Source organism: Sphaerochaeta associata (assembly GCF_022869165.1).
GTDB lineage: Bacteria > Spirochaetota > Spirochaetia > Sphaerochaetales > Sphaerochaetaceae > Sphaerochaeta > Sphaerochaeta associata.
Window position 1 is genome coordinate 798,742 of record NZ_CP094929.1, and the last position, 23,089, is coordinate 821,830.

21 protein-coding genes and 1 tRNA gene are annotated in these 23,089 nt (G+C 49.8%); 11 read left to right on the top strand and 11 right to left on the bottom strand.

Features of this window, described 5'->3' with window-relative positions; all coding sequences use genetic code 11:
- Positions 1-214 precede the first annotated feature (214 nt).
- Positions 215-1,423, top strand: a complete 1,209-nt coding sequence (locus MUG09_RS03660) for an ATP-binding protein (protein WP_244773680.1) — start codon at positions 215-217, stop codon at positions 1,421-1,423.
- Positions 1,424-1,454: 31 nt separating this feature from the next.
- Here MUG09_RS03660 and MUG09_RS03665 read toward each other — a convergent pair whose 3' ends face one another.
- From MUG09_RS03665 to MUG09_RS03685, 5 genes are all read right to left on the bottom strand, one after another.
- Positions 1,455-2,150 carry a Crp/Fnr family transcriptional regulator gene (locus MUG09_RS03665; protein ID WP_244773682.1) on the bottom strand — a complete coding sequence of 232 codons (696 nt, stop codon included), beginning with the start codon at positions 2,148-2,150 and terminating at the stop codon, positions 1,455-1,457.
- 330 nt (positions 2,151-2,480) lie between these two features.
- Positions 2,481-3,575, bottom strand: coding sequence for an ice-binding family protein (locus tag MUG09_RS03670; protein WP_244773697.1), 1,095 nt, complete (start codon positions 3,573-3,575; stop codon positions 2,481-2,483).
- A 209-nt stretch (positions 3,576-3,784) separates the two neighbouring features.
- The gene (locus MUG09_RS03675) at positions 3,785-6,298 is read right to left on the bottom strand and encodes an ice-binding family protein (RefSeq protein WP_244773702.1); all 2,514 of its coding nucleotides are present in this window, start codon (positions 6,296-6,298) and stop codon (positions 3,785-3,787) included.
- Between the two features lie 237 nt (positions 6,299-6,535).
- Positions 6,536-8,482, bottom strand: a complete 1,947-nt coding sequence (locus MUG09_RS03680) for an ice-binding family protein (protein ID WP_244773705.1) — start codon at positions 8,480-8,482, stop codon at positions 6,536-6,538.
- A gap of 249 nt (positions 8,483-8,731) precedes the next feature.
- Entirely contained in the window at positions 8,732-9,283 is a 552-nt protein-coding gene (locus MUG09_RS03685) for a hypothetical protein (RefSeq protein WP_244773706.1), read from the bottom strand.
- Positions 9,284-9,897: 614 nt separating this feature from the next.
- On the opposite strand from MUG09_RS03685, the gene MUG09_RS03690 reads away from it, so the two are divergent.
- Entirely contained in the window at positions 9,898-10,110 is a 213-nt protein-coding gene (locus MUG09_RS03690; RefSeq protein ID WP_244773707.1) for a helix-turn-helix domain-containing protein, read from the top strand.
- A gap of 122 nt (positions 10,111-10,232) precedes the next feature.
- Here the strand turns inward: MUG09_RS03690 and MUG09_RS03695 are convergent, their stop codons facing one another.
- The 3 genes from MUG09_RS03695 to MUG09_RS03705 all read right to left on the bottom strand — a co-directional run bounded on the left by MUG09_RS03695 (position 10,233) and on the right by MUG09_RS03705 (position 11,659).
- Positions 10,233-11,015: a hypothetical protein gene (locus MUG09_RS03695; protein ID WP_244773709.1), complete on the bottom strand. Its 783-nt coding sequence runs from the start codon at positions 11,013-11,015 to the stop codon at positions 10,233-10,235.
- A gap of 38 nt (positions 11,016-11,053) precedes the next feature.
- Complete coding sequence (locus MUG09_RS03700) at positions 11,054-11,260, bottom strand: DUF3185 family protein (protein ID WP_244773711.1); 207 nt, start codon at positions 11,258-11,260, stop codon at positions 11,054-11,056.
- 327 nt (positions 11,261-11,587) lie between these two features.
- A tRNA-Cys gene (locus MUG09_RS03705) sits at positions 11,588-11,659 on the bottom strand.
- A gap of 85 nt (positions 11,660-11,744) precedes the next feature.
- Between MUG09_RS03705 and MUG09_RS03710 the strand changes: the two genes are divergently transcribed.
- From MUG09_RS03710 to MUG09_RS03735, 6 genes are all read left to right on the top strand, one after another.
- On the top strand, positions 11,745-12,320 hold the full coding sequence (locus MUG09_RS03710; protein ID WP_244773713.1) for a hypothetical protein: 576 nt from the start codon (positions 11,745-11,747) through the stop codon (positions 12,318-12,320).
- Positions 12,321-12,438: 118 nt separating this feature from the next.
- On the top strand, positions 12,439-13,218 hold the full coding sequence (locus tag MUG09_RS03715; RefSeq protein WP_244773715.1) for a DeoR/GlpR family DNA-binding transcription regulator: 780 nt from the start codon (positions 12,439-12,441) through the stop codon (positions 13,216-13,218).
- 18 nt (positions 13,219-13,236) lie between these two features.
- Positions 13,237-14,379: an Ldh family oxidoreductase gene (locus tag MUG09_RS03720; RefSeq protein ID WP_244773717.1), complete on the top strand. Its 1,143-nt coding sequence runs from the start codon at positions 13,237-13,239 to the stop codon at positions 14,377-14,379.
- A 19-nt stretch (positions 14,380-14,398) separates the two neighbouring features.
- Complete coding sequence (locus MUG09_RS03725; protein WP_244773719.1) at positions 14,399-15,688, top strand: malic enzyme-like NAD(P)-binding protein; 1,290 nt, start codon at positions 14,399-14,401, stop codon at positions 15,686-15,688.
- 126 nt (positions 15,689-15,814) lie between these two features.
- Positions 15,815-16,333: a GNAT family N-acetyltransferase gene (locus MUG09_RS03730; protein WP_244773721.1), complete on the top strand. Its 519-nt coding sequence runs from the start codon at positions 15,815-15,817 to the stop codon at positions 16,331-16,333.
- Positions 16,334-16,479: 146 nt separating this feature from the next.
- Positions 16,480-17,766 carry an RNA-binding domain-containing protein gene (locus MUG09_RS03735; RefSeq protein WP_244773723.1) on the top strand — a complete coding sequence of 429 codons (1,287 nt, stop codon included), beginning with the start codon at positions 16,480-16,482 and terminating at the stop codon, positions 17,764-17,766.
- Between the two features lie 106 nt (positions 17,767-17,872).
- On the opposite strand, the gene MUG09_RS03740 is transcribed toward MUG09_RS03735, so the two are convergent.
- Positions 17,873-18,109 (bottom strand): hypothetical protein, encoded by a 237-nt coding sequence (locus MUG09_RS03740; protein ID WP_244773724.1) that lies wholly within the window; start codon positions 18,107-18,109, stop codon positions 17,873-17,875.
- A 413-nt stretch (positions 18,110-18,522) separates the two neighbouring features.
- Entirely contained in the window at positions 18,523-19,122 is a 600-nt protein-coding gene (locus MUG09_RS03745) for a DUF6657 family protein (protein ID WP_244773726.1), read from the bottom strand.
- Between the two features lie 80 nt (positions 19,123-19,202).
- Between MUG09_RS03745 and MUG09_RS03750 the strand changes: the two genes are divergently transcribed.
- From MUG09_RS03750 to MUG09_RS03760, 3 genes are read left to right on the top strand one after another with little or no spacing between them, the layout of a single operon-like run.
- On the top strand, positions 19,203-19,856 hold the full coding sequence (locus tag MUG09_RS03750; RefSeq protein ID WP_244773728.1) for a trimeric intracellular cation channel family protein: 654 nt from the start codon (positions 19,203-19,205) through the stop codon (positions 19,854-19,856).
- 15 nt (positions 19,857-19,871) lie between these two features.
- Positions 19,872-21,056, top strand: a complete 1,185-nt coding sequence (locus MUG09_RS03755; protein WP_244773730.1) for an alanine--tRNA ligase-related protein — start codon at positions 19,872-19,874, stop codon at positions 21,054-21,056.
- The gene (locus tag MUG09_RS03760) at positions 21,053-21,679 is read left to right on the top strand and encodes a VTT domain-containing protein (RefSeq protein WP_244773732.1); all 627 of its coding nucleotides are present in this window, start codon (positions 21,053-21,055) and stop codon (positions 21,677-21,679) included. The genes MUG09_RS03755 and MUG09_RS03760 overlap by 4 nt, the downstream gene beginning before the upstream one ends.
- On the opposite strand, the gene purB is transcribed toward MUG09_RS03760, so the two are convergent.
- A complete protein-coding gene (purB, locus tag MUG09_RS03765; RefSeq protein ID WP_244773734.1) occupies positions 21,669-23,072 on the bottom strand; it encodes an adenylosuccinate lyase in 1,404 nt (467 codons plus the stop codon). The two genes, MUG09_RS03760 and purB, sit on opposite strands and share 11 nt — an antisense overlap.
- Positions 23,073-23,089 lie beyond the last annotated feature (17 nt).

The following is a 23,089-nucleotide window of genomic DNA, read 5'->3' on the forward strand; positions in this document are numbered from 1 at the left end:
TCAACTATATGAGTTGTTTGAGGGGTGGTTTTCCACCCCGATTTTTTTAGCCATGCCTCGTCCCATTTTCTTTGAAAACCAGCGAAAACTTCAAACCCGTCGAGGTTGCTCCCAGCAATGAACCAAACATTCCCCAAGGTTTCTTCTCTCATGGCAACTATTTATTTTATAAAGAAATAGAGACAATTTTGCTGAAGTAGACTATACTATACATATGGAACTACAACTCAAGAAACGCGATCTCTACTTGCACCAACTCATCGCCTATCGAGACACTCCGCTCATCAAGGTTATAACAGGCATTCGCAGGTGCGGAAAGTCCATGTTGCTGGAACTCTGGAAGCAGGAATTGCTGTCCAGCGGCGTCTCGATGAAAAACATCATTCATATCAATTTTGAATCCATGCAGTTTGACAACATCAGGGATTACCGTGCTTTGTACTTCTTGGTTGAGAAGCAGTTGCAAACAACGCGTACCTATCTCATGCTCGATGAGATACAGCAGGTGGTGGATTGGCAGAAAGCGGTCAACGCACTGATGGTCGACAAGGACATCGATATCTATATCACTGGTTCGAACGATAATTTGCTTTCCTCTGAGCTGTCCACGCTCATTACAGGCCGGTATGTGGAGATCAAGATGTTCCCGCTCTCCTTCAAGGAGTTTCTGGATTTCCAGGAGTTGGAAAAGGGCCTGTCCCAACAAGAGAATTTCGATTCCTACATCAAGTACGGCTCGATGCCGGCTGTTTCCTCGCTTCCCCTGGATGGCCAGGTGATCGCAAACTTTTTACAGGGAATCTACAATACGGTAATCCTGAAGGATGTCATCCAGCGCAATGTCGTGAAGGACATCATGCTGCTGGAATCGGTGTTGCACTTCCTCATGCAGAATATCGGAACGCTGTTCTCGTCAAAGAAAATCAGCGAAGCCTGCTCCATCGGAAGCCGGAAGACCAATCTTGAAGCAGTGGAAGAGTACTTGTATATGTTTGAACAGGCGTTCGTTATCTACAAGGCGGCGCAGTTTGACATTAAGAAGAACCAGATCAACCCCAATCTGGAAAAGTATTACATTGTTGATACAGGTATTTGGCATGCAATCCTCGGATACCATACCCTTACCACCAGTATCCTGATAGAGAATATTGTCTATCTGGAACTGTTGAGAAGAAACTTTGAGGTGTTTGTGGGAAAATTGGAATCAAAAGAGATTACGTTCATCGCCAATCGGCATGACCTTCAGATGTATGTACAGATTATTGCGACGTGCAAAGACGAACCTCTGCTTGTAGAAAAGCTTGCATCACTGAGGGATGTCAATGGCACCTCCAAAAAGTTGATACTCACCCTCGATTGCGAAGAGCTCCCTGCCATTGAGGGAGTAGAAGTGAAGAACGTTCTCGATTTTATCTTGGAGTAGCGCTCGCTGTACAGATACCTGTATACTGAAACTATGTTGCAGTTTTTTGTGGCAGAAGGCGGTCGAATTCCTCTTTCACCACTTGGTAGCACTCGCAAACACGGGCTTCAAGCCCAGGTCGATCCAAAACAGTAATACACCCCCTGCTATACTGAATGAGCCCGGCACTTTGCAGCTTTCCAGCCGCTTCTGTCACGCCTTCCCGCCTGACTCCCAACATATTGGCGATCAGTTCCTGGGTCATTCTCAGAGTATTGGAGGGTAAACGGTCAAGGCTGAGAAGCAGCCACCGACACAGCTGTTGATCGACCGTATGATGGCGATTACAGACAGCAGTCTGCGCCATCTGCGTAAGCAATGCCATGGTGTAGCGTAAAAGTAAAAGCTGAAAAGCACCTGAACGTTTGAACTCTTGTTTTAAAATGGCTGAGGGAAGGCGATAGGCGGTTCCCTCGCTCTGAACTACTGCACGGTTGGGAACACTATCCCCGCCCATGAACAAGGCAATACCGACAATACCTTCGTTGCCAACTACCGAAATTTCTGCTGATGCACCGTTTTCCATTACATAGAGAAGCGATACGATGGAGTCGATAGGGAAGTATACATATGCCAAATGGCCGCCGGACTCATAGAGGGCAGAGCCAAGGGTGAGCGTTACCAGTTCCAAGTGGCTGGAAATGCGGTTGTAATCCACTTGTGGTAGGACTGAAAGCAGCTGGTTCATTTTTGGGTTGAGTCCTTCTAAAATGTAGTCCTCCCTGAATGCTCCATATTGAAATATTACAAGTAAATAATACGCTTTAGTACGTGTATTGTCAATGAAACAATGCAGTACATGATTGATAGTAATAATGAGTGATGATATTTGAATTCATTTGATGGAATTTACCTTATAAGCTCTTTAAGCGACAGATAATGAATTCACGATATCCAAACTGCACACCTGTTTTGGCTAAAGATATTCACTCCCTCCTGCTTGAAACAAAAAAACCGACGTTGAGTATGGAGTTCTCAACGTCGGAAGAGATGGGTTCACTCTCACGGATGAAAGAGTTTACAAGGAAGGATTGGTCACCGTCGATTGGTCAATTGCAATTTGGGTTTGTGCAAGCAACTTGCCATTGATGGACGAGCCGGTGTTCATGGTGATATTGGTCTCACACAGGACAATGCCTTCGAAATGAGAACCCGTACCCATGATCACCTCTCCTGAAACCTGCCAGAAGATGTTTTTCGCTTGGGCTCCGCCACTGAGAATTACATCGAAATCACTGCTCAAGGTGAGGTCTCCGGATACCTGGAAAATCCAGACATCGTTTGAACCGCCGTTGATTGTGACATCCGACCCAATGGTGACTGAACTGGTCCATTTGTAAAGGCCTGGGGCGAGACTGAGAGAACCAATCTCTCCAGCCCCTTGGTTAAGGAAATCGGGAGTTGACCGACCCGCTGCATCGGTATACGCAGACATCATGTCTTCCACCGCTGTAGTGAGATTTGAGGACGTGGGAGGTGCCATGTCGGCTGCGTAGAGAAAGCCAGCTACTTGGAAGGAAGTGGCATATCCGGTGGCATCTGTTTGTGAGAATCCAGTCATATAGGATTCTGCTGCGGGGCTTAGTCCCACATCGCCGGTGATGACTGAGTCGGGAACGGTTGAAATTGCTGATTTCGCAAGCATTACATAGTTTGCGGCGGTTCCCAAATTCACTGGTGCAGGACCGCTGCCGGCAGCTGCGGTAGTGAACGTCCAGACTTTGGGTTCTGAAAGGCCGGTACCCTCGATGTTCTTTACCCCGGCTGTCAACGTTGCCGTGTAGGCCGTGGTATTGAGAAGGTTTGCCGAGGGGGCGAAAATCGCTTTTTTGTTGGGGGCATCGTAGGTCACTATGCCTGCAACGCTCAGCGACCCATTGTGTACCAGGAAGGTCTCACTGTTGATGGTGGTGGGATCTACTGGTTCATTGAAGCTTGCACTGATCGTACCGTTGATGGCGGAACCAGTCGATGCATGATCTGGAAAGGTCGAACTTACAACCGGCGCATCGAGGGTAAGAATATCAGTCTTGCATCCGACGAATGCTGTTGCAATCGTGAAGAAAGCCAGCAGCACAATTAAAAGACGTTGCGTGATTTTTACTTTTTTCATTGAAATCCTCCAGATTTCTTGTAAATCAGGAACACGTTGTAGATGGTTTCCAAGCTATGGATGGCTGAAAACATGTCCGCCTTACCTCTGCTGGAACAATACGGGCGAAAACTGGTGGAAAGGAGAGGACCCTGACGCTGAGCGGTTTTTCCCCTCAGCGTCAGAATCCAGTGGCAAATCTGCCAGTTCACTGGAAAAAATCCAGGAGGTTAGAGAATCGTGGGTTCTACCACAGTCGCAGCATCAAGAGTGACCTGCGTCTGAGCCAACAACCTACCGTTGATCGATGAGCCGGTCTCGAGGATGATTTGAGTCATACTCAGGATGATTCCTTCCATGTGGGCACCGGTTCCCAGCGTTGCAATGCCTGCAACCTGCCAGAAAATGTTCTCAGGTTTTGCACCTCCGGTCAGCAGGACTTCAAAGTCACTGGCCATATTGAGGTCTCCAGATATCTGGAATATCCAAATATCATTTGCATCGCCATTGAGGGTGAGGTCGGCTCCGATTTCAACTGTTCCACCCCACTTGTAGAGGCCTGGAGCCAGTATCAAACCACCGATTGCTCCGTCATTTAAATACAACTCATCAGGAGTCGGGCGAGCAGCTGCATCATTGTATGCAGTTATCATGTTTGCCACTGCCGTGGTGAGGTTCGCAGGTGTAGGATCCGCCATATCAGCTGCATGGACTAAGCCGGTGACCAGTGAAGAGGTAGCATACCCGGTTGCGTCCACCAAAGCGAAGCCTGTGATGAATGTAGTAGCATACGGGCTTATTCCCATATCACCAGTTACATGGGTCACCCCTGTTGTGGAGATCAAGGTCTCAGCCAGGATGACGTAATTTTCGGCACTCCCGAGTTCTACACGAGCCAAGGGAGCTGTTGAAGTTTCGTCGAACACTGCTGTTACAACACCACTGTCAACAGGGTTGGTCACCGTAGTAGCCCCAAAGACTGTGAAAGAGTTGGCTGCTACACCGGTTAAGGTATACCCGCTTTTCGCTGTCAAAGTGATGGTGGCTGTATACACGGTAGAAGCCGCATACGGGTTGTCAGAAGGTGACCATGCAACGCTTCCTGTAAATTGTTCGGTTTCTGTAACAAGAAGGTCAGGAATTCCTGCTCTCATCGGTACGTCAACTCCAGGAATGGCTACAATGCTTACAGGCATCGGGGCAGTTGCAGGGAACGCTGCCGTCACCACACCGCTGTTGATGGCATTGTGGGTCGTAGCACCCGCCACAGTGAAGGAGTCTGCTGCAACACCGGTTAAGGTATAGCCGCTTTTTGCCGTCAAGGTGATGGTGGCAGTGTACACAGTATTTGCTGCATACGGACTGTCAGCAGGCAGCCAAGTCACAGTTCCTGTGTACTGGTCAGTCTCGTCGATAGCAAAATCGGGAGTTACATTGCGTACTGGCGCTGTCACTCCAGGAATCGCTGCGATACTGATTGCTACGTCAGGGGCTGCTGCAGTTGCAGGGAATACTGCCGATACAATGCCGCTGTCTTCAAGATGGGTTGCTGTTGCACCAGCTACGGTGAAGGAGTTGGCCGCTACACCATTGAGGGTGAAGCCGGATTTTGCCGTCAAGGTGATGGTGGCAGTGTACACTTCTGAGCCGGCAAACGGACTGTCAGCAGGATCCCAAGTCACAGTTCCTGTGTATTGGGCGGTCTCGGTTATCACATCAACAGGAGTCACATTGCGCACGGGTGCTGCTACTCCAGGAATTGCTGCGATGCTGATTGCCGCGTCAGGTGCTGCTCCCGTTACGGGGAACGTTGCCATTACTATGCCGCTGTTGGTCAGGTTGCTCGTGGTTGCACCAGGGACTGTAAAGAAGTTTGCTGCAACACCGGTTAAGGTATAGCCGCTCTTTGCCGTCAAGGTGATGGTGGCAGAATACACGGTAGTTGCTGCATAAGGACTTGCAACAGGTGCCCATGCAATGGTTGCTGTATACTGATCATTTTCAGCAATTGTTGTGTCAGGAGTTGCTCCGGTTGAAGGTGCGGTCACTCCATCAATCGTATCGAGGGTTACCACTACATCCGGAGCTGCTTCCGTCGCAGGGAATACTGCTGTCACCACGCCGCTGTTTGCGGGATTGGTTGCAGTTGCTCCAGAGACGTTGAAGAAGTTCGCTGTGATACCCGTTGTGGTATACCCTGCTTTCGGTGCCAAGGTAATAGTCGCAGTGTACGCGGTTGAACTGGCGTACGGGCTATCCGAAGGCGCCCATGCGATGGTTGCGGTATACTGTGCGGTTTCGGCAACGGTCAAATCGGGAGTAACACTTCTTTCAGGAACTGTTACACCAGTGATGGCTGCGATGTTGATTGCTACGTTTGGAGCAGTCACGGTGATCGTGAGGACTCCTTCGTAAGCAGAATCATCATTCGCCGTAGCCTTGACGACAACCGTACCGGCTCCAGTTGCTGTGAGCAACCCCGTTGTGCTTATTGTTGCTGTTCCTGTTCCTGAAGCAACAGACCAAGTTACACTTGCATCGGTTGCATCGAGGGGAAGAACAGCTGCACTCATTTGTAGTGTTTCGCCATTTGAGACTGTAGTTGCATCAGCTGCTCCCGTGATGGTGATTCCTGTCACGTTGGTCGGCAGTGCGGTGTCATTCGAACACCCTACTGCGAACGAGAGAATGCCGACTATGGCAAAAAGAAACACATACTTTGTAAATCTTTTCAATGTATTCATGGAAATCCTCCTGATTTCTTGTGAATTAACGAAGGAGCATAGCAGTACACTCCTATCTGGTCACCGGCATGAAGCCTCCAGGGGACTTCAAATACCTCCTTTTCCCGTTAATGCGGGAACAACTCCTGTATTACTCTCATATACTCCAGCGCCATGGAAGGAAAGATCAGAATAGCTTCGCGGCAAAAGAGGCTAGAGCATTGGGGATGTTTCGATCCCCAATGCTTTCGCGCGATTCTAGAGCGGGGTGACTGTGGCTGTGTCTAGGGTGACCTGCGTTTGGGCTAATAACTTTCCGTGAACAGATGAACCCGTCTCAAGAACTATCTGAGTCATACTCATGATGATTCCTTCAAAGTGTGCACCGGTTCCCAGGGTCACGATTCCCGCTACTTGCCAGAAAATGTTTTTGGCTTGAGCACCGTTTGCCAGCTGGACTATGGCTCCGCTACTGGCAGTAAGATTGTCTGCAACCTGGAATATCCAGACATCGTTCACACCACCATCCAAAGTGATATCCGTTGCCATGGTGACAACCGTTTCCCACTTGTAGATGCCGGGAACAAACGTTTGTCCTCCGATGATTCCGCCGGCAGTACCGGAGACAATTGCATAATCCACTCTTCCTGCTGCTTCGACGTATGCTGCTTCCACATCCGAAATTGCCGTGGTCAATTTTGAGGGAGTAGGGGCCAACATGTCAGAGGCGTAGATTTTGCCCGTTACATAGATGGAGGTTGCAGAGGTTCCATCCAAAGAAAGCGTTTCCGAGAAGCCTGTCAGGTCGACAAGCGACTGGGGACTCACGCCGATATCTCCGGTGATCAGCGTCTCACCAGTATTCGTAATTGCTGATTTTGCAAGAATGGAGAAATTGGATGCAGTTCTCAAGTTGATGAGAGCCGGTCCGGTTCCTGCAAGTACCTCGGAAGCAGTGGTGAACGTCCACACCTTGTCCTCTTCCATCTCAGCTCCGTCATAATCTGTTACTGCTGCTTTGATCGTAGCAGTATAGAGTGTCTCGTAGAGCAGGTCTGAATCAGGATTGAATGATGCGGTTTTGGTGGCTACATCATAGGAGAGAACTCCAGAGATTTCGCTTCCGCCAGTACTCACAATGAAATTTGCTGGGATGACCACAGAATCAGCATTCATTATCTCATTGAATGAGACTTCAATGTTGGTGGTGATTGCCACTCCGGCGGCTTCATCGATGGGGAAGGTTGAGGCGACGAAAGGATGGGCATTGACCGTAATCATCTTCGATCCTTCTACCAGCGATCCATCATTTGCCGTTGCTTTGACGATAACAGTCCCTTCCGTCAAGCCGAGCAGTAATCCATCCAAGTCAATGGATGCAGTTCCTGTGCCTGCTGCTACCGACCACGTTACACTTGTATCATCGGCAGTAAGCGGTGCAACTGTACTGGACATTTGCAATGTTTCATTCTGGATGACAAATTCGCTGTTCTCTGCGGAGGTAACCGTGATGGAGGCAACCATCAATTCACCTTGCCTTACTTGCAATTCCACGGTAGGAACGGCCAGGTCATTGGCGTTGGTTGCACCTACAGGGAGATCTCCCCAGACTGCGTTGAAGGTGTATGTTGCTGCGACAGCAGGGTTGTACGTATCCGTATCCAACCAGGTCAACGGGACATTTTTCACTTCCGTATTTTCCAAAGTCACAGAGATCTGAGTCGGCAATACTGCAAGTACTGCAGATGCATCGGTATATTGCACATTATTGTTGGCTATATCACCTGTTTGTGTCAGGGTGATTGCCGCGAACGATGCCATCGGGGAAGGCAGTGCGGTATTGGCAGTGACAGTCACCACAAGAGAGCCGGTGATTGCGGAGCCATCGTTGGCAGTCGCGATAACGCTAACCGTTCCCTCCTCTGTAGCAGTCAGCAACCCGGTTGCACTGATGGTGGCCAAGCCTGTTCCAGCCTGTACCGACCATGTGAAAGTCTGATCGAGTGCATCATTTGGCAGGACTACTGCACTCATCTGCAGCGTAGATCCGTCAACTACGGTGATTGCATCACCAGCTCCGCTTACTGTGATACTGGCCACATTGATCGGCGGTGTGATTTTTTCTGAACATCCCACCAAGAATGAGAAGCTTAGGAGTATCACAAAGGTGGTAACAATTCTTAGATATTTCATTTTCGTACTCATGAACAACCTCCAGATTATTTATGTTTCGTAATGAACATGACGTAGCACTTTGTCTGTGCTGATTTGGAGTCATCAAGAGATGTTACGTACCACCTTTCTCCAGAAAGTGTATGCGTTATTGATTCCTTGTAGGCTCGTTGATGGATCAGCCACCCGGGATGTGAACCCGGTCAGCTGATATCACAATCGAACAGTAAAAACAGGCTCTATCAAGGCTTACACACTTGGTAGAGTCACTGGATCCTTATGTTAGAATCGCAATTTTGCACCAACTCCGATGAGACAAGTGTCTTTCAGATATTGCTTGTCCAGCGTCGAGATATTGTTGAAGAAGTCGTTGACATCCGGGATCAAGAGCGTAATGCCAGGTCCGACAGAGAGCCAATCAGTTATGTTGATATCGAAGCCTGCACGGAAATTGTAGGCGAAGTTGCTCGTCCCGCTTTCCGAAGCGTCATCGGTAAAGGCCAACAAATACCCTGGGCCCGTTGCGAAATAAGGTTCAATGATACCAAGGGGGGCGCGCAGCACCACTTCTGCCACCAACGAGAGATACTCTTGACCTCTGGAGTATCCGGTTACAGAAAATCCAAGCCAAGGCTTCACGTTCAATTGGAAGCGGAGTGCAGGCACATAGGCGTTGAAGTTCTGCTCCTGAAGATCGGCATACGAATAGTTCATGATTACCCCGATATCAAATTTACTTGGTGCGTATTCTTCTTCTGCGGCTTCTTCTGCGCTGAGAAAGCCTGCAAAAACAACCATGACTGCGAGAATGAGAACGAGTAATTTTTTGTGCATATCAAACCTCCCGGGTGTTGACAACATTCTGGAAATATCCAGATTATTTGTTTGCCATATAGTTGTTTGCTATAGATTTTGGGAAACTCAAGGTGTTTGGAACCGAACCTCTGCAGTCTAGCGCGCATCTCCGTTCTTTCTATCGGGGGGGTGGGTGACACTGCATGCTCCAGATCATCAAGCCAATTATGTACTGAATATAAAGTAGAAGAGGATGATGCTGGAACTTGGGTAATGACCGGCGGTTCCTACGTTCCTGATGAAAACTGTGCCAGAGTGTTGGCTGCAAGGACCTTTGCCTTGGATACAAAACTGTTGGTATTTGTGTTCGTGGCTTCTGATTGTCTGTTCCCAGGTAAGGGTTGGTAATCAGATGCTATGGGAGGAATCCGTATGATTTAAAGACTCCTTCTCAACTACAATAGTATAACAATAGACTGATATTGTCAATCAAATACCATCAATAAACAATAATAAATATCAAATATCATTAAAAAACATTTCTAAAAGTGCATAATCATCAAATACAAGCTAATTTAGACAATTACAAATAAATTTAACAATTTAGATGATAGTAGTTGATTGTTTGCAAATCATAGCTGATACTGTACACTATGTTACCAATAAAAGATGAAGTGTTAACCCTGCAAGAGTGTTCTGCCTATCTCAAGATAGCAGAGTCCACTATTTATGTGCTCGCGCGTAAAGGTAAAATCCCTTGCCAGAAAGTTGGAAGAAACTGGCGTTTCAGCAAATATGCATTGGATCGCTGGTTGAGAGGAGAGGACTTCTTGAACCCTATTGAGGTAAATTCTTCAAGTAGATAGATGTATATTCCCTATTAAAAATAGGGACTCGACAAGAGCCCCCCTATTCGTAGGACATCCAGATGGTGCATGCAGTTCGTAGTCTGCAGCACTCTGAGAAATACTTTGTATGTGTGCATGGACTATTGAGCCAGGTACGAGATTGCTACGCTTGCACTCAAGGCTCTTCCTTGGGCATCAAATATGTCCAACAATCGTATATCGACGGATATGTAGGCAACTTTCATGAACTGGACTGGACGTAATCTCAACCCCATATTGAGCATTCCGCGGGATTGTGCATTGCCTCCACTGGGGGATGCGCTGTACGAGGCGTTGCCAAAGTCAACCAAGAAGTCGATTTTGCGGTTGAGTGCTTCAGGCATGAATGGCGTTTGGTACCCCACTCCAAAATCAATATTGCTTGTTAATGGCCCATCGAAGGTATAGCCGATCAGAAGGGTTGTCTTTGAAGGCCATTCGATGAAGGTGCTGTTGAATGTCGATGCCAAATAGAGTTGTGCCGCCAGGTTGGTTGTAGTGGTAGCGTTCAGCAGCTGTCCAACCACACCGAATGTCAGGGAACTGTTCTGTCCCCGTGCAATTCTCCACTTTCCACCGAGCAACAGGTCAACCTGATCAGAAATATCCACTGCCAGGCTCATTTCCAGGTTTCCTGCAAATCCCATTTGGATGTACGGGACGTGCGCATAGGAGCCGGCGAAGATTCCTGAGTAGCCAGTCGTGATGGATGTTCGTTTCCCACTCCAGGCTGTTTCTGCGCTGGGAATGACGATGTATCCGTTCGAACCACTGATGGTGGCATTGCCTGCATCTGATACTTGACCGGAAGGAAGATCGAGCGCAGGCAAACATGCCATCGCCAACAGTAATAGGCTTACTGATAGATATCTTTTTATCTGCATTGTATTCCTCCAGACTAATACCGATTTTTCATAGGGTATTAGGATCTTCCACTCATCAGGAGTATCAGGCTGGTTACTACTGCTGCAGCTCCACCAATGAAATACCAGAGAGTGTCTTTTGTTAAGCCCATTCCTAAAAAGGTGCGTACTGAGTCACCCAATGAACGGGTGGCGAATATACCACCGACCACAAGTGCCAATCCCCCGAAGAACAAGATGATTCCGATAATTTTTGAGACGCCCATAATTCTTTCTCCAATGTTTGGATTCCGATTACACATCAGAACCTACAGTCTGATTACTACCTACAACCGGGGAGTGTGAAATGATTGGTTCATAAGCCAAGGATTCAGTATCCCGTAGTTTGATTATAGGCTCGGGCAAAGCAGTCGTCTGTTCGCAAACGAACATAGGATAAGAAATATTGAAATCTTTTGGAATATTGCTGATGTATGATTGCTCGGGTGTTGATTTTGCAAGGACAAGAGACATCCAATCCCATGTCGGCTAGGAAGTAAGAAGGCTTTCCTGAAATACAAAAGAGCCGCTGGATATTCAGCGGCTCTCTTAAGAGGTGCCAATCGGATTCGAACCGATGCATCAAGGTTTTGCAGACCTTTCCCTTACCGCTTGGGTATGGCACCATGCGTTAGGCAATGTTGACCATACCAGTTTTCTTTTCGATAATCAAGGGGGAATAGTGAGGATTCTTTACAAGGAGTAATGATGATGAGACGAATGCTGCTTCTCTTATGCTTGGGCTTTGCCTACTTGGCTCCACTTTCTGCGATTGGCAGCGAGCGGCATCTGAACACCAGCTTCGCAACAGGTGTGCATTACGGCTCGGCTTTAGGCACCGATGTATCCTACGGTCTGGACATAGCCTATTTCTTGTACACACCCTACCAAGGAACCGGTATGGTGACCAAGGTATCCACAACGTTCGCAGACTCGGTTACCCGTATGGCGTTCTTCATAGGCCCGGCTTTTCGCTCGGTTTTGGCCGGGGGAGTGGAGGGGCATGTTTCCGTAGGGCTATCCTTCAATGAGATCGAACAACAGGTGCCCGGAGGCAGTGATGAGGTTCAGCTTGGGCTTGGCCTGGATGCCGGCTCACGCTTCAGGCTCGGCAGTTCCGGCTCGCTGGATGTGGCCCTTGTTGCAGGTTTCTTTTCCGATGTTTCGCTTCTCCGTTTTCTGGATGGAAAGCGAATAGGAGGGTGGGCTGGCAATATCGTCCCCTATGTCGGATTCTCGTTTTCCTCCATCACCCACTATGGATTTCCTTCCTACACCATATATTGAACCTTCTTGAACGTTTTTCTTACATTCTTTCAGATAATCACGTTGACATCTGAATGTTTTTGATTGTATTATGAAGCTGTAACGGGTAAAAAGTACAAAAACATTCAAGGAAGTGTTCATGTCAACCATTCCTGCCAGCAGACAGCAGTACATTCTCAACCTGATCAAGACCGAAGGTACGGTCACCGTCAGTCAGCTGGCCGAAGAGCTTGGAGTGAGTGAACTTACCATCCGCCGCGACCTCGACCAGCTTGAGAAGAAAGGGCTTGTGGAGCGGACCCACGGGGGTGCGACAGCCAGAAGAAACCTTCCTGTCGAGCCCGATTACCTGCAAAAGGCATCAGAGTTCCCCAAAGAGAAGGAAGTCATCGGACAGACCGTGGCAGCCATGGTCGAAGAGGGCGACACTCTGTACATCAACAGCGGGTCGACCACGTTCGAAGTAATCCGTGCGGTGGTTGCCCTCCAAAAGAAAGTGACCATCGTCACCAACAACATCGATGCCATTTGGCTGTGCAAGGAGAGCGAGCACATCCGTCTCATTCTTGCAGGCGGCGTGTATAGAAGTCGAAGCCACTCTGTTTCAGGCTCCCTTTCATCGTTTCTGGTCAACCAGGTCTATGCGAACAAGGCAATCATCGGTGTCGACGGTTTTTCGCCCTCGGCAGGCCTTACCACCCCCATTCTGGAGGAGGCCGAGACCACCCGTGCCATGATCGAGCACACCGTAGGAACGGTGATCGTAGTGGCGGCAGCGAACAAGATCGGGGTGGTGTCGAATTTCAAGACAGTAGGTCTTGATCAGGTCGATGTTCTGGTCACCGATGAGAAGGGCGGCGAGATAGTCAAGCAAATGGAGATCCCTGAGGGTCTTGCAATACAAATAGCAACTACATAGGTGTAGGAGGAGTACCGAATGAAGTATATGGATGAGTATGCCGAGCAGTATAAGGATTGCGCTTGGGTCAGCTTTGAGGAACTTGAGGCTTTCATGGAAGAAGCCCTGGTTCACGCAGGAGTTCCTGCCGCTGATGCAAAGATCATCGGCGATGTCCTCATCGAGAGTGACAAGCGGGGAATCGACAGCCATGGAATCGGGCGCTTGAAGCCGATTTACATCGACCGCATCGATATGGGCATTATGAATCCTGTCACCGAGATCGAGGTGATCAAGGACCAGGATGCCACCGTCGTACTGGATGCACACAACGGCATGGGCCACGTCGCAGGCTACCGTGCAATGGAAATGGCCATTGAGAAGGCAAAGAAGTATGGTTTGGGCATGGTTGTGGTACGCAACTCCAACCACTACGGTATTGCAGGCTACTTCGCCACCATGGCGACCAAGGCCGGCATGCTGGGTATCACCGGTACCAACGCACGTCCCTCCATTGCTCCGACCCACGGTGTTGAGAACATGCTGGGAACCAATCCCCTGACGTTCGGTCTGCCTACCGACGAAGAGTTCCCCTTTGTCCTCGACTGCGCCACAAGCGTTTCGCAAAGAGGCAAGATCGAGGTATATGGAAGAGCAGGCAAGGACCTTCCTCCGGGTTGGGTTCTTGACAACGAAGGGAAGACCAGGACCGATACGCAGCAGGTACTCGAAGACCTGACGACCGGCAAGGCCGCCCTTACTCCGCTTGGAGGCATCGGCGAGGTTACCGGCGGCTACAAGGGCTTTGGGTATGCAACCGTGGTAGAGATCCTCTCCGCCGCCTTGCAGGACGGTGCCTGGATGAAGGCGCTCAACGGTTTTGACGAGAACCACAAGCCGATCCCGTATCCGCTGGGGCACTTCTTCATCGCCATCGATCCCGAGCACTTCATGGGTCTGAACACCTTCAAGCGCATTGCAGGCACCATCTGCCGTGAGCTGCGTGAGAGCAAGAAGGCACCGGGTGAGGATTACATTTTCACCGCAGGTGAGAAGGAGTACCTCTCCTACCAGTTCCGCAAGGAGCACGGCTGTCCCGTTCCTCCTTCCCTGCAGAAGGTCATGGTAACCCTGCGCGATCGGTACAAGATGAATTACAAGTGGGATTTTGAGAAGAAATAAGGAAAAGGAGAAATACAAAATGCAAGACGATTTGACCAAGCGCGCGCTTGATTACCACATGATGGATGGAGTCCCGGGAAAGGTCTCGGTTGTTCCTTCCAAACCCTGCCAGACAGCTGCCGATCTCGGCCTGGCCTACACCCCCGGTGTTGCAAAGCCTGTTTTGGCCATCGAGGCCAACCCCGAGGATGCCTACAAGTACACCTCCAAGGGAAACCTGGTTGCCGTCATTTCCAACGGGACTGCCATCCTCGGTCTCGGTGACCGCGGGGCCCTGGCAAGCAAGCCTGTCATGGAGGGCAAGGGAGTCCTGTTCAAGAGATTTGCAGACATCGATGTGTTCGACATCGAGCTGGATGAGAAAGATCCCGATAAGATCATCGCCATGGTCAAGGCAATGAGCCCGACCTTTGGTGGTGTGAACCTCGAGGACATCAAGGGCCCTGAATGCTTCAAGATCGAGCAGGAGCTGATCAAGCAGTGCAACATCCCCATTTTCCACGACGACCAGCATGGAACCGCCATCATCGCAACCGCAGGCCTGATGAACAGTTGTGAAATCATAGGGAAAAAGATTGAGGACATCAAGATTGTTGTCAATGGAGCCGGGGCTGCCGGCATCAGCTGTGCAAAGATGTTTGTTGCAGCCGGCGTGAAGCGCGAGCATGTCACCATGCTTGACAGCAAGGGTGTTGTCTACAAGGGTAGGACAGCCGGAATGACACCCGAGAAACAGGAGTTCGCCACCGAAGGCAGTGCACGCACCCTCGCCGATGCAATGGTGGGAGCCGATGTATTCATGGGCCTCTCCGTCGCCGACTGTGTAACGCCTGAGATGCTGCTCTCCATGGCCGCCGACCCTGTGGTCTTCGCCATGTCCAATCCCAATCCTGAGATCGGCTACGAGCTGGCCATGGCCACCCGCAGCGACCTGATCATGGCAACCGGAAGAAGCGACTATCCGAACCAGATCAACAACGTCCTTGGCTTCCCCTTCATCTTCCGCGGTGCTCTGGATGTACGTTCGGTCATCATCAGCGAAGGCATGAAGATGGCGGCTGCCAAGGCTCTGGCCGCCCTTGCCAAGGAGCCGGTACCGGCTTCGGTCGAGAAGGCATACGGTGGACAGAAGTTCAGCTTCGGCCGCAACTACATTGTTCCCAAGCCGTTCGATCCCCGTGTCATCGAATGGGAAGCCGTAGCTGTTGCCAAGGCTGCCTGTGAAGAAGGACTTGCCTCCAAGCCCATCACCGATTGGGAAGCCTATAGGGCATCGTTGGTGAAGCGGATGGAGAAGTACTGGAAGTAACCATTATTCTCATGTGTCTACGAGGAAGGCCGTCCTGTTGAGCAGGGCGGCTTTCTCTCGTTATAAGGGATAATTCTTGCCAAGTACGCTGCCAATTCACTAGGATTGGATGTTAGGAGGCCTCCAATGCACCTTATCGAATGCTCCCGATCCTATGCCGACCAGATCCTGGCCATGTACAACGATGTCATCAAGACTTCCACTGCCATGTTTGAAACCCATGAGCGTAATCAGGCATACATGAGCACCTGGTTCGATGCAAAGGAGCAGAGTGGATATCCCGTCATCGGCCTGGTGGATGATCAGGATGTCTTACTTGCTTTCGGGACCTACGGCTCCTTCAGGTCAAGTTCCGGGTATCTGTATACCATCGAGCACTCAATCCATGTTCGCAAGGAACATCGAGGCAAGGGCCTTGGGAAGATCATTCTCACTGCCTTGATCGAGAAAGCCATCGAACAGCAGTACCACTGCATGGTCGGAGCGATTGATTCAGAGAATACCGCATCCATCCATCTGCACGAAAAGGCCGGGTTCGAATCTATCGGTGTGGTCAAGGAAGCAGGGTACAAGTTCGGTACATACAGAAGCCTGGTCCTGATGCAGCTGCTTCTCCCGACACCTGAGAATCCGAAGGGAATATAAGCTTCAAGAAGTATTCCTCCTGTTTTATAAACAGAAGCCAAGTCTCATCGGGTTATAGGAATCTTCTTTTGAGTTGAAAAGATAGAAAGGTTAGTATATAATAGAAAAAGTTAGATAAGAAAAGATTAATAAAAGGTGTAGACAGGATGTATGTAGAATCTGAAACTCTGGAATTGAAACGTGAGTTAACTGATGATTCACTTAAAACAATAGTGGCATTTGCCAATACAAAAGGTGGAACTATTATTTACGGAGTCAATGATGATTCTTCTTTGGTTGGAACTTTGCCCATTGATTTGGTGCTTCCTCGATTGACCAATATGATTCGAGATTCAATAGTCCCTGATATTACGCGGTTTGTTTCCTATAACCAAAAGCAAATCGATTCAACCATAATACTTGAAGTGAGAGTAAGCAGGGGTACTCAGCGTCCTTACGCATTGAAACATAAGGGGTTAAGCCCTCGAGGTGTATTTGTTCGACAAGGCTCTTCCACTGTTATGGCTAGTATGGATACAATACGAATGATGATTATAGAAACAGATCACCGACGATACGAGCTCGAGGTTTCAGCAAATCAAGCGCTTACATTTTTACAGGCAACCCGGTTGTTTGCAGAACGCCGTATTCCTTTCGAAGAAACTCATCAGAAAACCCTTCATATCCGAGATGGGGAGGGTCGCTTTACAAATCTTGGGTTGCTGCTCTCCGATCAATGCGAACATACGACGAAAGTGGCAATTTTCCAAGGCACTGATTTTTCTATTTTTAGGGATAGAAGAGAATTTTCAGGTTCATTGCTCACACAGCTTCAGGAAGTAGGAGAATATGTACAACAGTACAACAGGATTCGTTCGGAATTTCCTGGGCTTATCCGCATTGATAGCTATGACTATCCACCATTAGCGCTTCGTGAAGCTCTCCTTAATTGCTATGTGCACCGCGAATACGCCAGCAGCGCAGCAACTCTTCTTCATGTGTTTGACGATCGATTGGAATATATCACGTTTGGTGGGCTGGTGTCTGACGTGAGCCTGGAAGACTTGAAGTTGGGTATTTCCCTAAGCCGGAATGAGTACCTAGCACGTGTCCTGCATCTTTTGGGAATAATTGAAGCCTATGGTACAGGCTTTCCTCGTATCTTCGAACAGTATGCAAAGTCATCATGTAAACCGGTAATAGAAACAAGCCCGAATGCTTTTAAAGTAACGCTCCCTAATAGGAACTACTTGGTAGAACATGTTGGAGAGAGTGAAGGGCTGTATGAAGCCTATCAGTACATCAAAAGCAAAGGGAGCATTCAAAGAAAAGACCTACAAACTTTTCTTGGTATTTCCCAAACCCAGGCAGGGGTCCTACTCAAGCGATTACTCGATAAGAATATGATTTTTGTTCTTGGGAAGGGAAAGCTTACTAAATATATTGCGCATTAATGTACCGTAGGTGATGCACAAAAAGAGAAGCCAGTGATGTTTCCCGCAACACTGGCTTCTAACTATATGCAAGCTTGTCTGTCCGGACGCGCTTTCTGAGAACTCTTTAATTGGCAACTACAAACAGTGTCCTCTCCATTCCCTGCTCGTACATCGAGTAGGTGAAGTTGTATGCGTTGGAGGCAACCAGAAATCCGAACTCATCGGCGATGAAGGTGGTTCTTTCGGGAACGTAGGCGGCCAGTCTCAAGACCGTGGTTTCATTCGTGCCTGCAGCAAAGAGGGAGGAAGAGAGCAGGGCCATCAGGATGATGGTTGTTATAATGGTTGCTAACTTCTTCATCTGTTCTCTCCTTTTTACCGTTGTTGCACTTGAAGAATACGTAAGATGTGAGAAGATGTCAATATAGTAAATGATATAATTTATTATATTGAAAGAAATTAGAGAATGTCATATGTAAGAAGAAGCGATATATAACATCTACCAGCAACATCTCACATATCACAAGTTTTAACCGGTTTAGTAATCGGCCTGCATCACTTGTGACAGAGAGAAATCGCAGGAATTTGAAGGCAATTGAGGAAGTGATGGAAAAGATGCCTATGGCACACCCTCAGCTGTGACAAGAGACATGAACGAAGTAAGGTGCTGCTTCTGACAGGAGAGCGGTGGAAGATGTGATATGAACTTCTACCATTTCCAGACAAAAAGAAACCTGCCGATAAGGCAGGCTTCACGTCACTGGTTTGTGCTTTTTACTGGATACCCAACAAATCCTTGATCTGGGCCTTGGCTTGGGTCAGGATATTGGTGTACTGGTCGTCAAGCTGGGAGAGTTGTTTGTCCAGCAGCTTCATGAACTCCGGGTCCTGTTCGGGCCTGAGGGTGAAGTTGGGACCGTACTGCTTGCGCAGCTGAGCCTCTTTCTGTTGGAGAGCGGGAGCAAACTGCTGTTTCATCCGCTCAACCAAGTCCTCTTGGTTCTCCAAGTATTGGCTGAAAAATCCTTCAAGCTGCCCAAGCAGCTGCTCAAGCTGCTCGTTGCCCTCTCCAAGAATCATGCCAAGGTCGAGGACCTTCGCAAAGTTCTCCTTGAACGCAGTATTTCTGGGAAGTGCAAGATTGGAAAGCATGGTGAGAGCCATTCCTTCCTTGAATGCTTCCTTCTCCTCTGCGGGAACAGCATCATACTGTTTCTTGGTGCCTTCCTTGGTTGCATCTATATGGCTGAGGAAGGTTCCTGCCAGCTGTCTTCCTTCCTTGACCTTCAGGTCCCGCTTGATCTTCACTGGGTCCACCTGGAGTTTTTCTGTCTTTTCCAGCGCAAGTTCCCATGCAGATTTTATGATTGCCATAGTCGACTCCTCATTACTTTACCAAAGATAGTACAGTTCGCTGTCTTGGACAAGTCTTGGTTTGGTGATAGTCTCGAGCCATGGAACTGGAACTTACCATTATGTACATCTTCGACCTGTTCGGAACCTTCATCTTCGCCATAACCGGGGCTGTAAAGGGTGTACGCTGTAAACTCGACATCCTTGGGGTGGTGGTGTTCGCCTGCACCGTCGGTTGCGGTGGCGGCATGTTTCGCGACATGCTCATCGGGGCAACCCCGGTTGCCGCACTGACCGACAGTGCCTATATTCTCACCTGTGTAGGCACCGGGCTGGCAGTCTTTTTCCTTGCTCCGAAATTTGTCGGGAAGTGGAGGGTCATTCTCTTTGCCGATTCCCTTGGCTTGGGAGTCTTTACCGCCCTGGGGGTGGCAAAAGGGGCCATGTACGGCATAGGCCCGGTAGGGCAGGTGCTCTGCGGTGTCTTCTCAGCCGTAGGAGGTGGAGTGGTCCGAGACATCATGAGCCGTTCGGTACCAACCGTCCTGACCAGTGACTTTTATGCCACCGCATCGTTGATCGGAGGCATACTCTATCTGATTCTTGAAATGACAGACTTGGGGATTTTTCCCAAATTTCTGATCGCCAGCAGCACGGTGTTCATCATCCGCCTGATCGCGATCAAATACCGGTTTCACCTGCCTGTTGCCGATACCGCCCTGCCGGTGGACGACTACTTGACCATGCAAAAATGAATTGGAAGGAAATACATGCACTCATATCCACTGTATTACGAAAAGCCCTATCAGAAAACGCATACAGCTGCCATTGTCGACATCGTTGACAACACACTTGTTCTGGACTCCACCATCTGCTACCCCGAAGGCGGAGGGCAGAGTGGTGACATCGGCTTAATTTCAGGTGTTCAACTCGTGAACACAACCAAGGACGATGATCATACCATATACCACCATGTAGTAGAGCAAAAGTTCAGTGTTGGAGAGAAGGTAACCATCGAGCTTGACTGGGATCATCGCTACCACTTTATGCAGATGCACACCGCTCAACACGTGGCCAGCGGTCTTTTATTCACTCGTTTTGGCATCCAGACGGTAAGCGTCCACCAAGGCGAACGCGTTCTCACCATCGAAACCGATGCAGCGGGTGTGGAAGAAGCAACATGCTTTGAACTGGAGGATTTGGTGAATGCAGTGGTGCGTCAGAACCATCCTGTGCACTACGAAGTACATACCCAAAGCTCGGCGCAGAATCTGGGACTGAGAAGATCGATCAAGGTGGAGGGAGATGGAGTGCGTCTGGTTGTCGTCGACGATGTCGATACGGTGGCCTGCGGAGGGCTGCATGCAGCCAGCACTGCTGAAATAGAACTTTTCCACTACTATGGACAGGAGAAAATCCGCGGCCACATCCGCCTTATTTTCACCGTGGGGAAAGTCGCCCGAGAAGAGATTCGCAGGGCGGAGGCGGCGGCCAGGGAGCTGGGTGTGCTCTTTTCTTCCCCTCTGGATGGCTTGGTTGATGTCGCAAGAACTGCAGTTGCCTCAGCTGCCTTGGTAAAAAGCGAACTGAGAAAGGCACAACAGGCAATTGCCTCCCTTCTGCTCGGTTCCTTGGTGGAGAAAGCCGATAGGGTAGGCATGGTGCCGGTGGTCTACTGGAATGTTCCTGAAGAAATGGATATGAAGGATATCGCCCAAGCCTTGGTGGAACATGAGGATTTGCTCCTTTGTGCAGCCAAGGAAGTTGAGGGAGGAGTGCTGTGGTTGATCGGCGTCCAGGGGAAGGCTTCGGCAGTGCTGGACTTCAACACAGGCAAAAGCTCATTGCTTTCAGCCATTGAAGGCAAGGGAGGAGGCAAAGCCCCGCTTTTCCAAGGGTCGGCGCAAGCCTGTAGCACAACCTTTTTCTCTGCATGCAAGGATCTCATACAATGACATTGAAAGAACGAGTCAAAGCACTCTTTTCAAAGGAGACCTATCTGTTGGCGGATGGGTCCCTCGATACCAAGAAGCTGTTCAAGCGCACCTTGGTCCTCATGCTCTTCATATTTTCACTCTACTTCATCGGCTTTCAGTTCTACCAACGACTTGGGTGGGACCAGAATGCTGTGGTTCAGCGGTTCATCACAGACTTTGGCGTCTCAGGGGTGGCCCTGTACGTCTATATCGTCGACCTCTTCGTCCTGCCCTTGTCGGTGGACCTGATGTGGCCTTTTGTGATGGAGTGGCATCCGCTTTTAGCGATTGTGGTGATGGGAACCGCCTCGGTGGCAGGAGCCTTCAGTGCCTATCTGTTCGGCCGTCTGATGGGTCTCATTCCCCTGTTCAAGAGATGGGTGCTGAAGCAGTCGGGTACGCACACCGAGCAGCTGATCACCAAGTACGGCATCTGGGCGATTGTCATCAGCGGCCTGACACCCTTGCCGTTTTCCACCATCTGCACCGTTGCAGGCATCGTAGAGCTCAAAGTCCACCATGTCCTGCTCTCCAGCCTCATCCGCTATGTGCGAATGGCGCTTTACTACCTGATTTTCGCCGGCTTGATCGTTATCGGCTGAGCGCTTCCCTGATTTCCTCGATCACCTTGCGGGTGCGCTCTGCGCTGTCCCCGGTGTAATCCTTGGCATCGAGCAGGACTTCGATGGCTTCTTTTTGAAGAAAGGAACGGACCGTCTTGTCTTCGCAGAGCATCTGCTTGAGAGTGTTGGGCTTGCCGGCCTGTACTTCGGCCCATGCCTTGAGACTGTGCTCGCGGATAAGCTCGTGCATTTCCTGACGGTTTGCCCCTCTTTTACCCAGCTCCATCAGAAGTCGCTCGCTTGCGGCAAAAATGCCGTAGGAAGCCAGGTTGCGCTCGATGCCGGCAATATGGACCTGCATACCCTGCACCACCTTGACTGCGGTGCTGAGAATCTCATCGACTGATAAGAAGAGTTCGGGCAGCACCAGACGACGGTTGGCGCTGTCGTCGAGGGTGCGTTCGAGCAAGGTGGAGGCGGCATTCTGCCAGAGAACACCCTGCTGTGCTTCCACGAAACGACAGAGACTGTCGATTTTTTCACTGTTGATCGGATTGCGCTTGAACGGCATGGCCGAAGAACCTACCTGCTTGGAACCGAAGGGCTCGCTCCACTCTCCGATCGGAGGGCTTTGCAGCAGACGGAAATCGATGAAGAACTTGTACAAGGTTGCACACAGGGATGAGAGGGCTTGTCCGATCCTGAGGTCCTGCTTTCGGGTATAGACCTGGGTTGCAGCCGTATAGGCGTTCAAGCCAAGGTCCTGCATCACCATAGCCTCAAGTTGCGAGGCGGTGATGCCGGTTCCTTTGAGCAATTCCGTATAACTTGCACTGGTTCCCACCGCACCTTTCATGCCCTTGCCCCGGATCGAGGCCTGGATGCGAATCAGGTCCTCCAGGTCCTCGCCGAGGTCCTGGGCGGTCTGTGCCAGGCGATAACCGACAGTGGTGGGTTCTGCCGGCTGAATATGGGTGAAGGCCATGCAAGGTTGGTCTGCATAGGCCTCCATTTTGTTGATGAACGTTTCAAGCAGTGTTTTTGTCTGGATGATTACGAGCCCTAGAGCTTCCCTCAGGCGCAGGGCATCCATATTGTCCAGAATGTCCATGCTGGTGGCCCCGAGGTGGATGATCGCTCCGGCATTCGGACACTGCTCGGCATAGGTCTTGATCTCAGCCATCAGGTCATGGCGGATTTCGGCTTCAATCGCTGTAGCCCGCTCGATGTCGATGTTGTCCTGGTTTGCAATCAGCTCATCAAGCTGCTGTTGCGATACCAACCCTGCTTCAGCCTGAGCCTTGGCCAAGGCCACCCAGATGCGCCGCAGCAGCTTGCGTTTATGCTCTTCACTGAAAATGGTTCGCATCTGCTCGCCGGCATAACGCCAGCTGAAAGGGGAAAGGTAGGTGTCATGGGAAAAGCTTTGCATTCAGACCTCCGCTTACC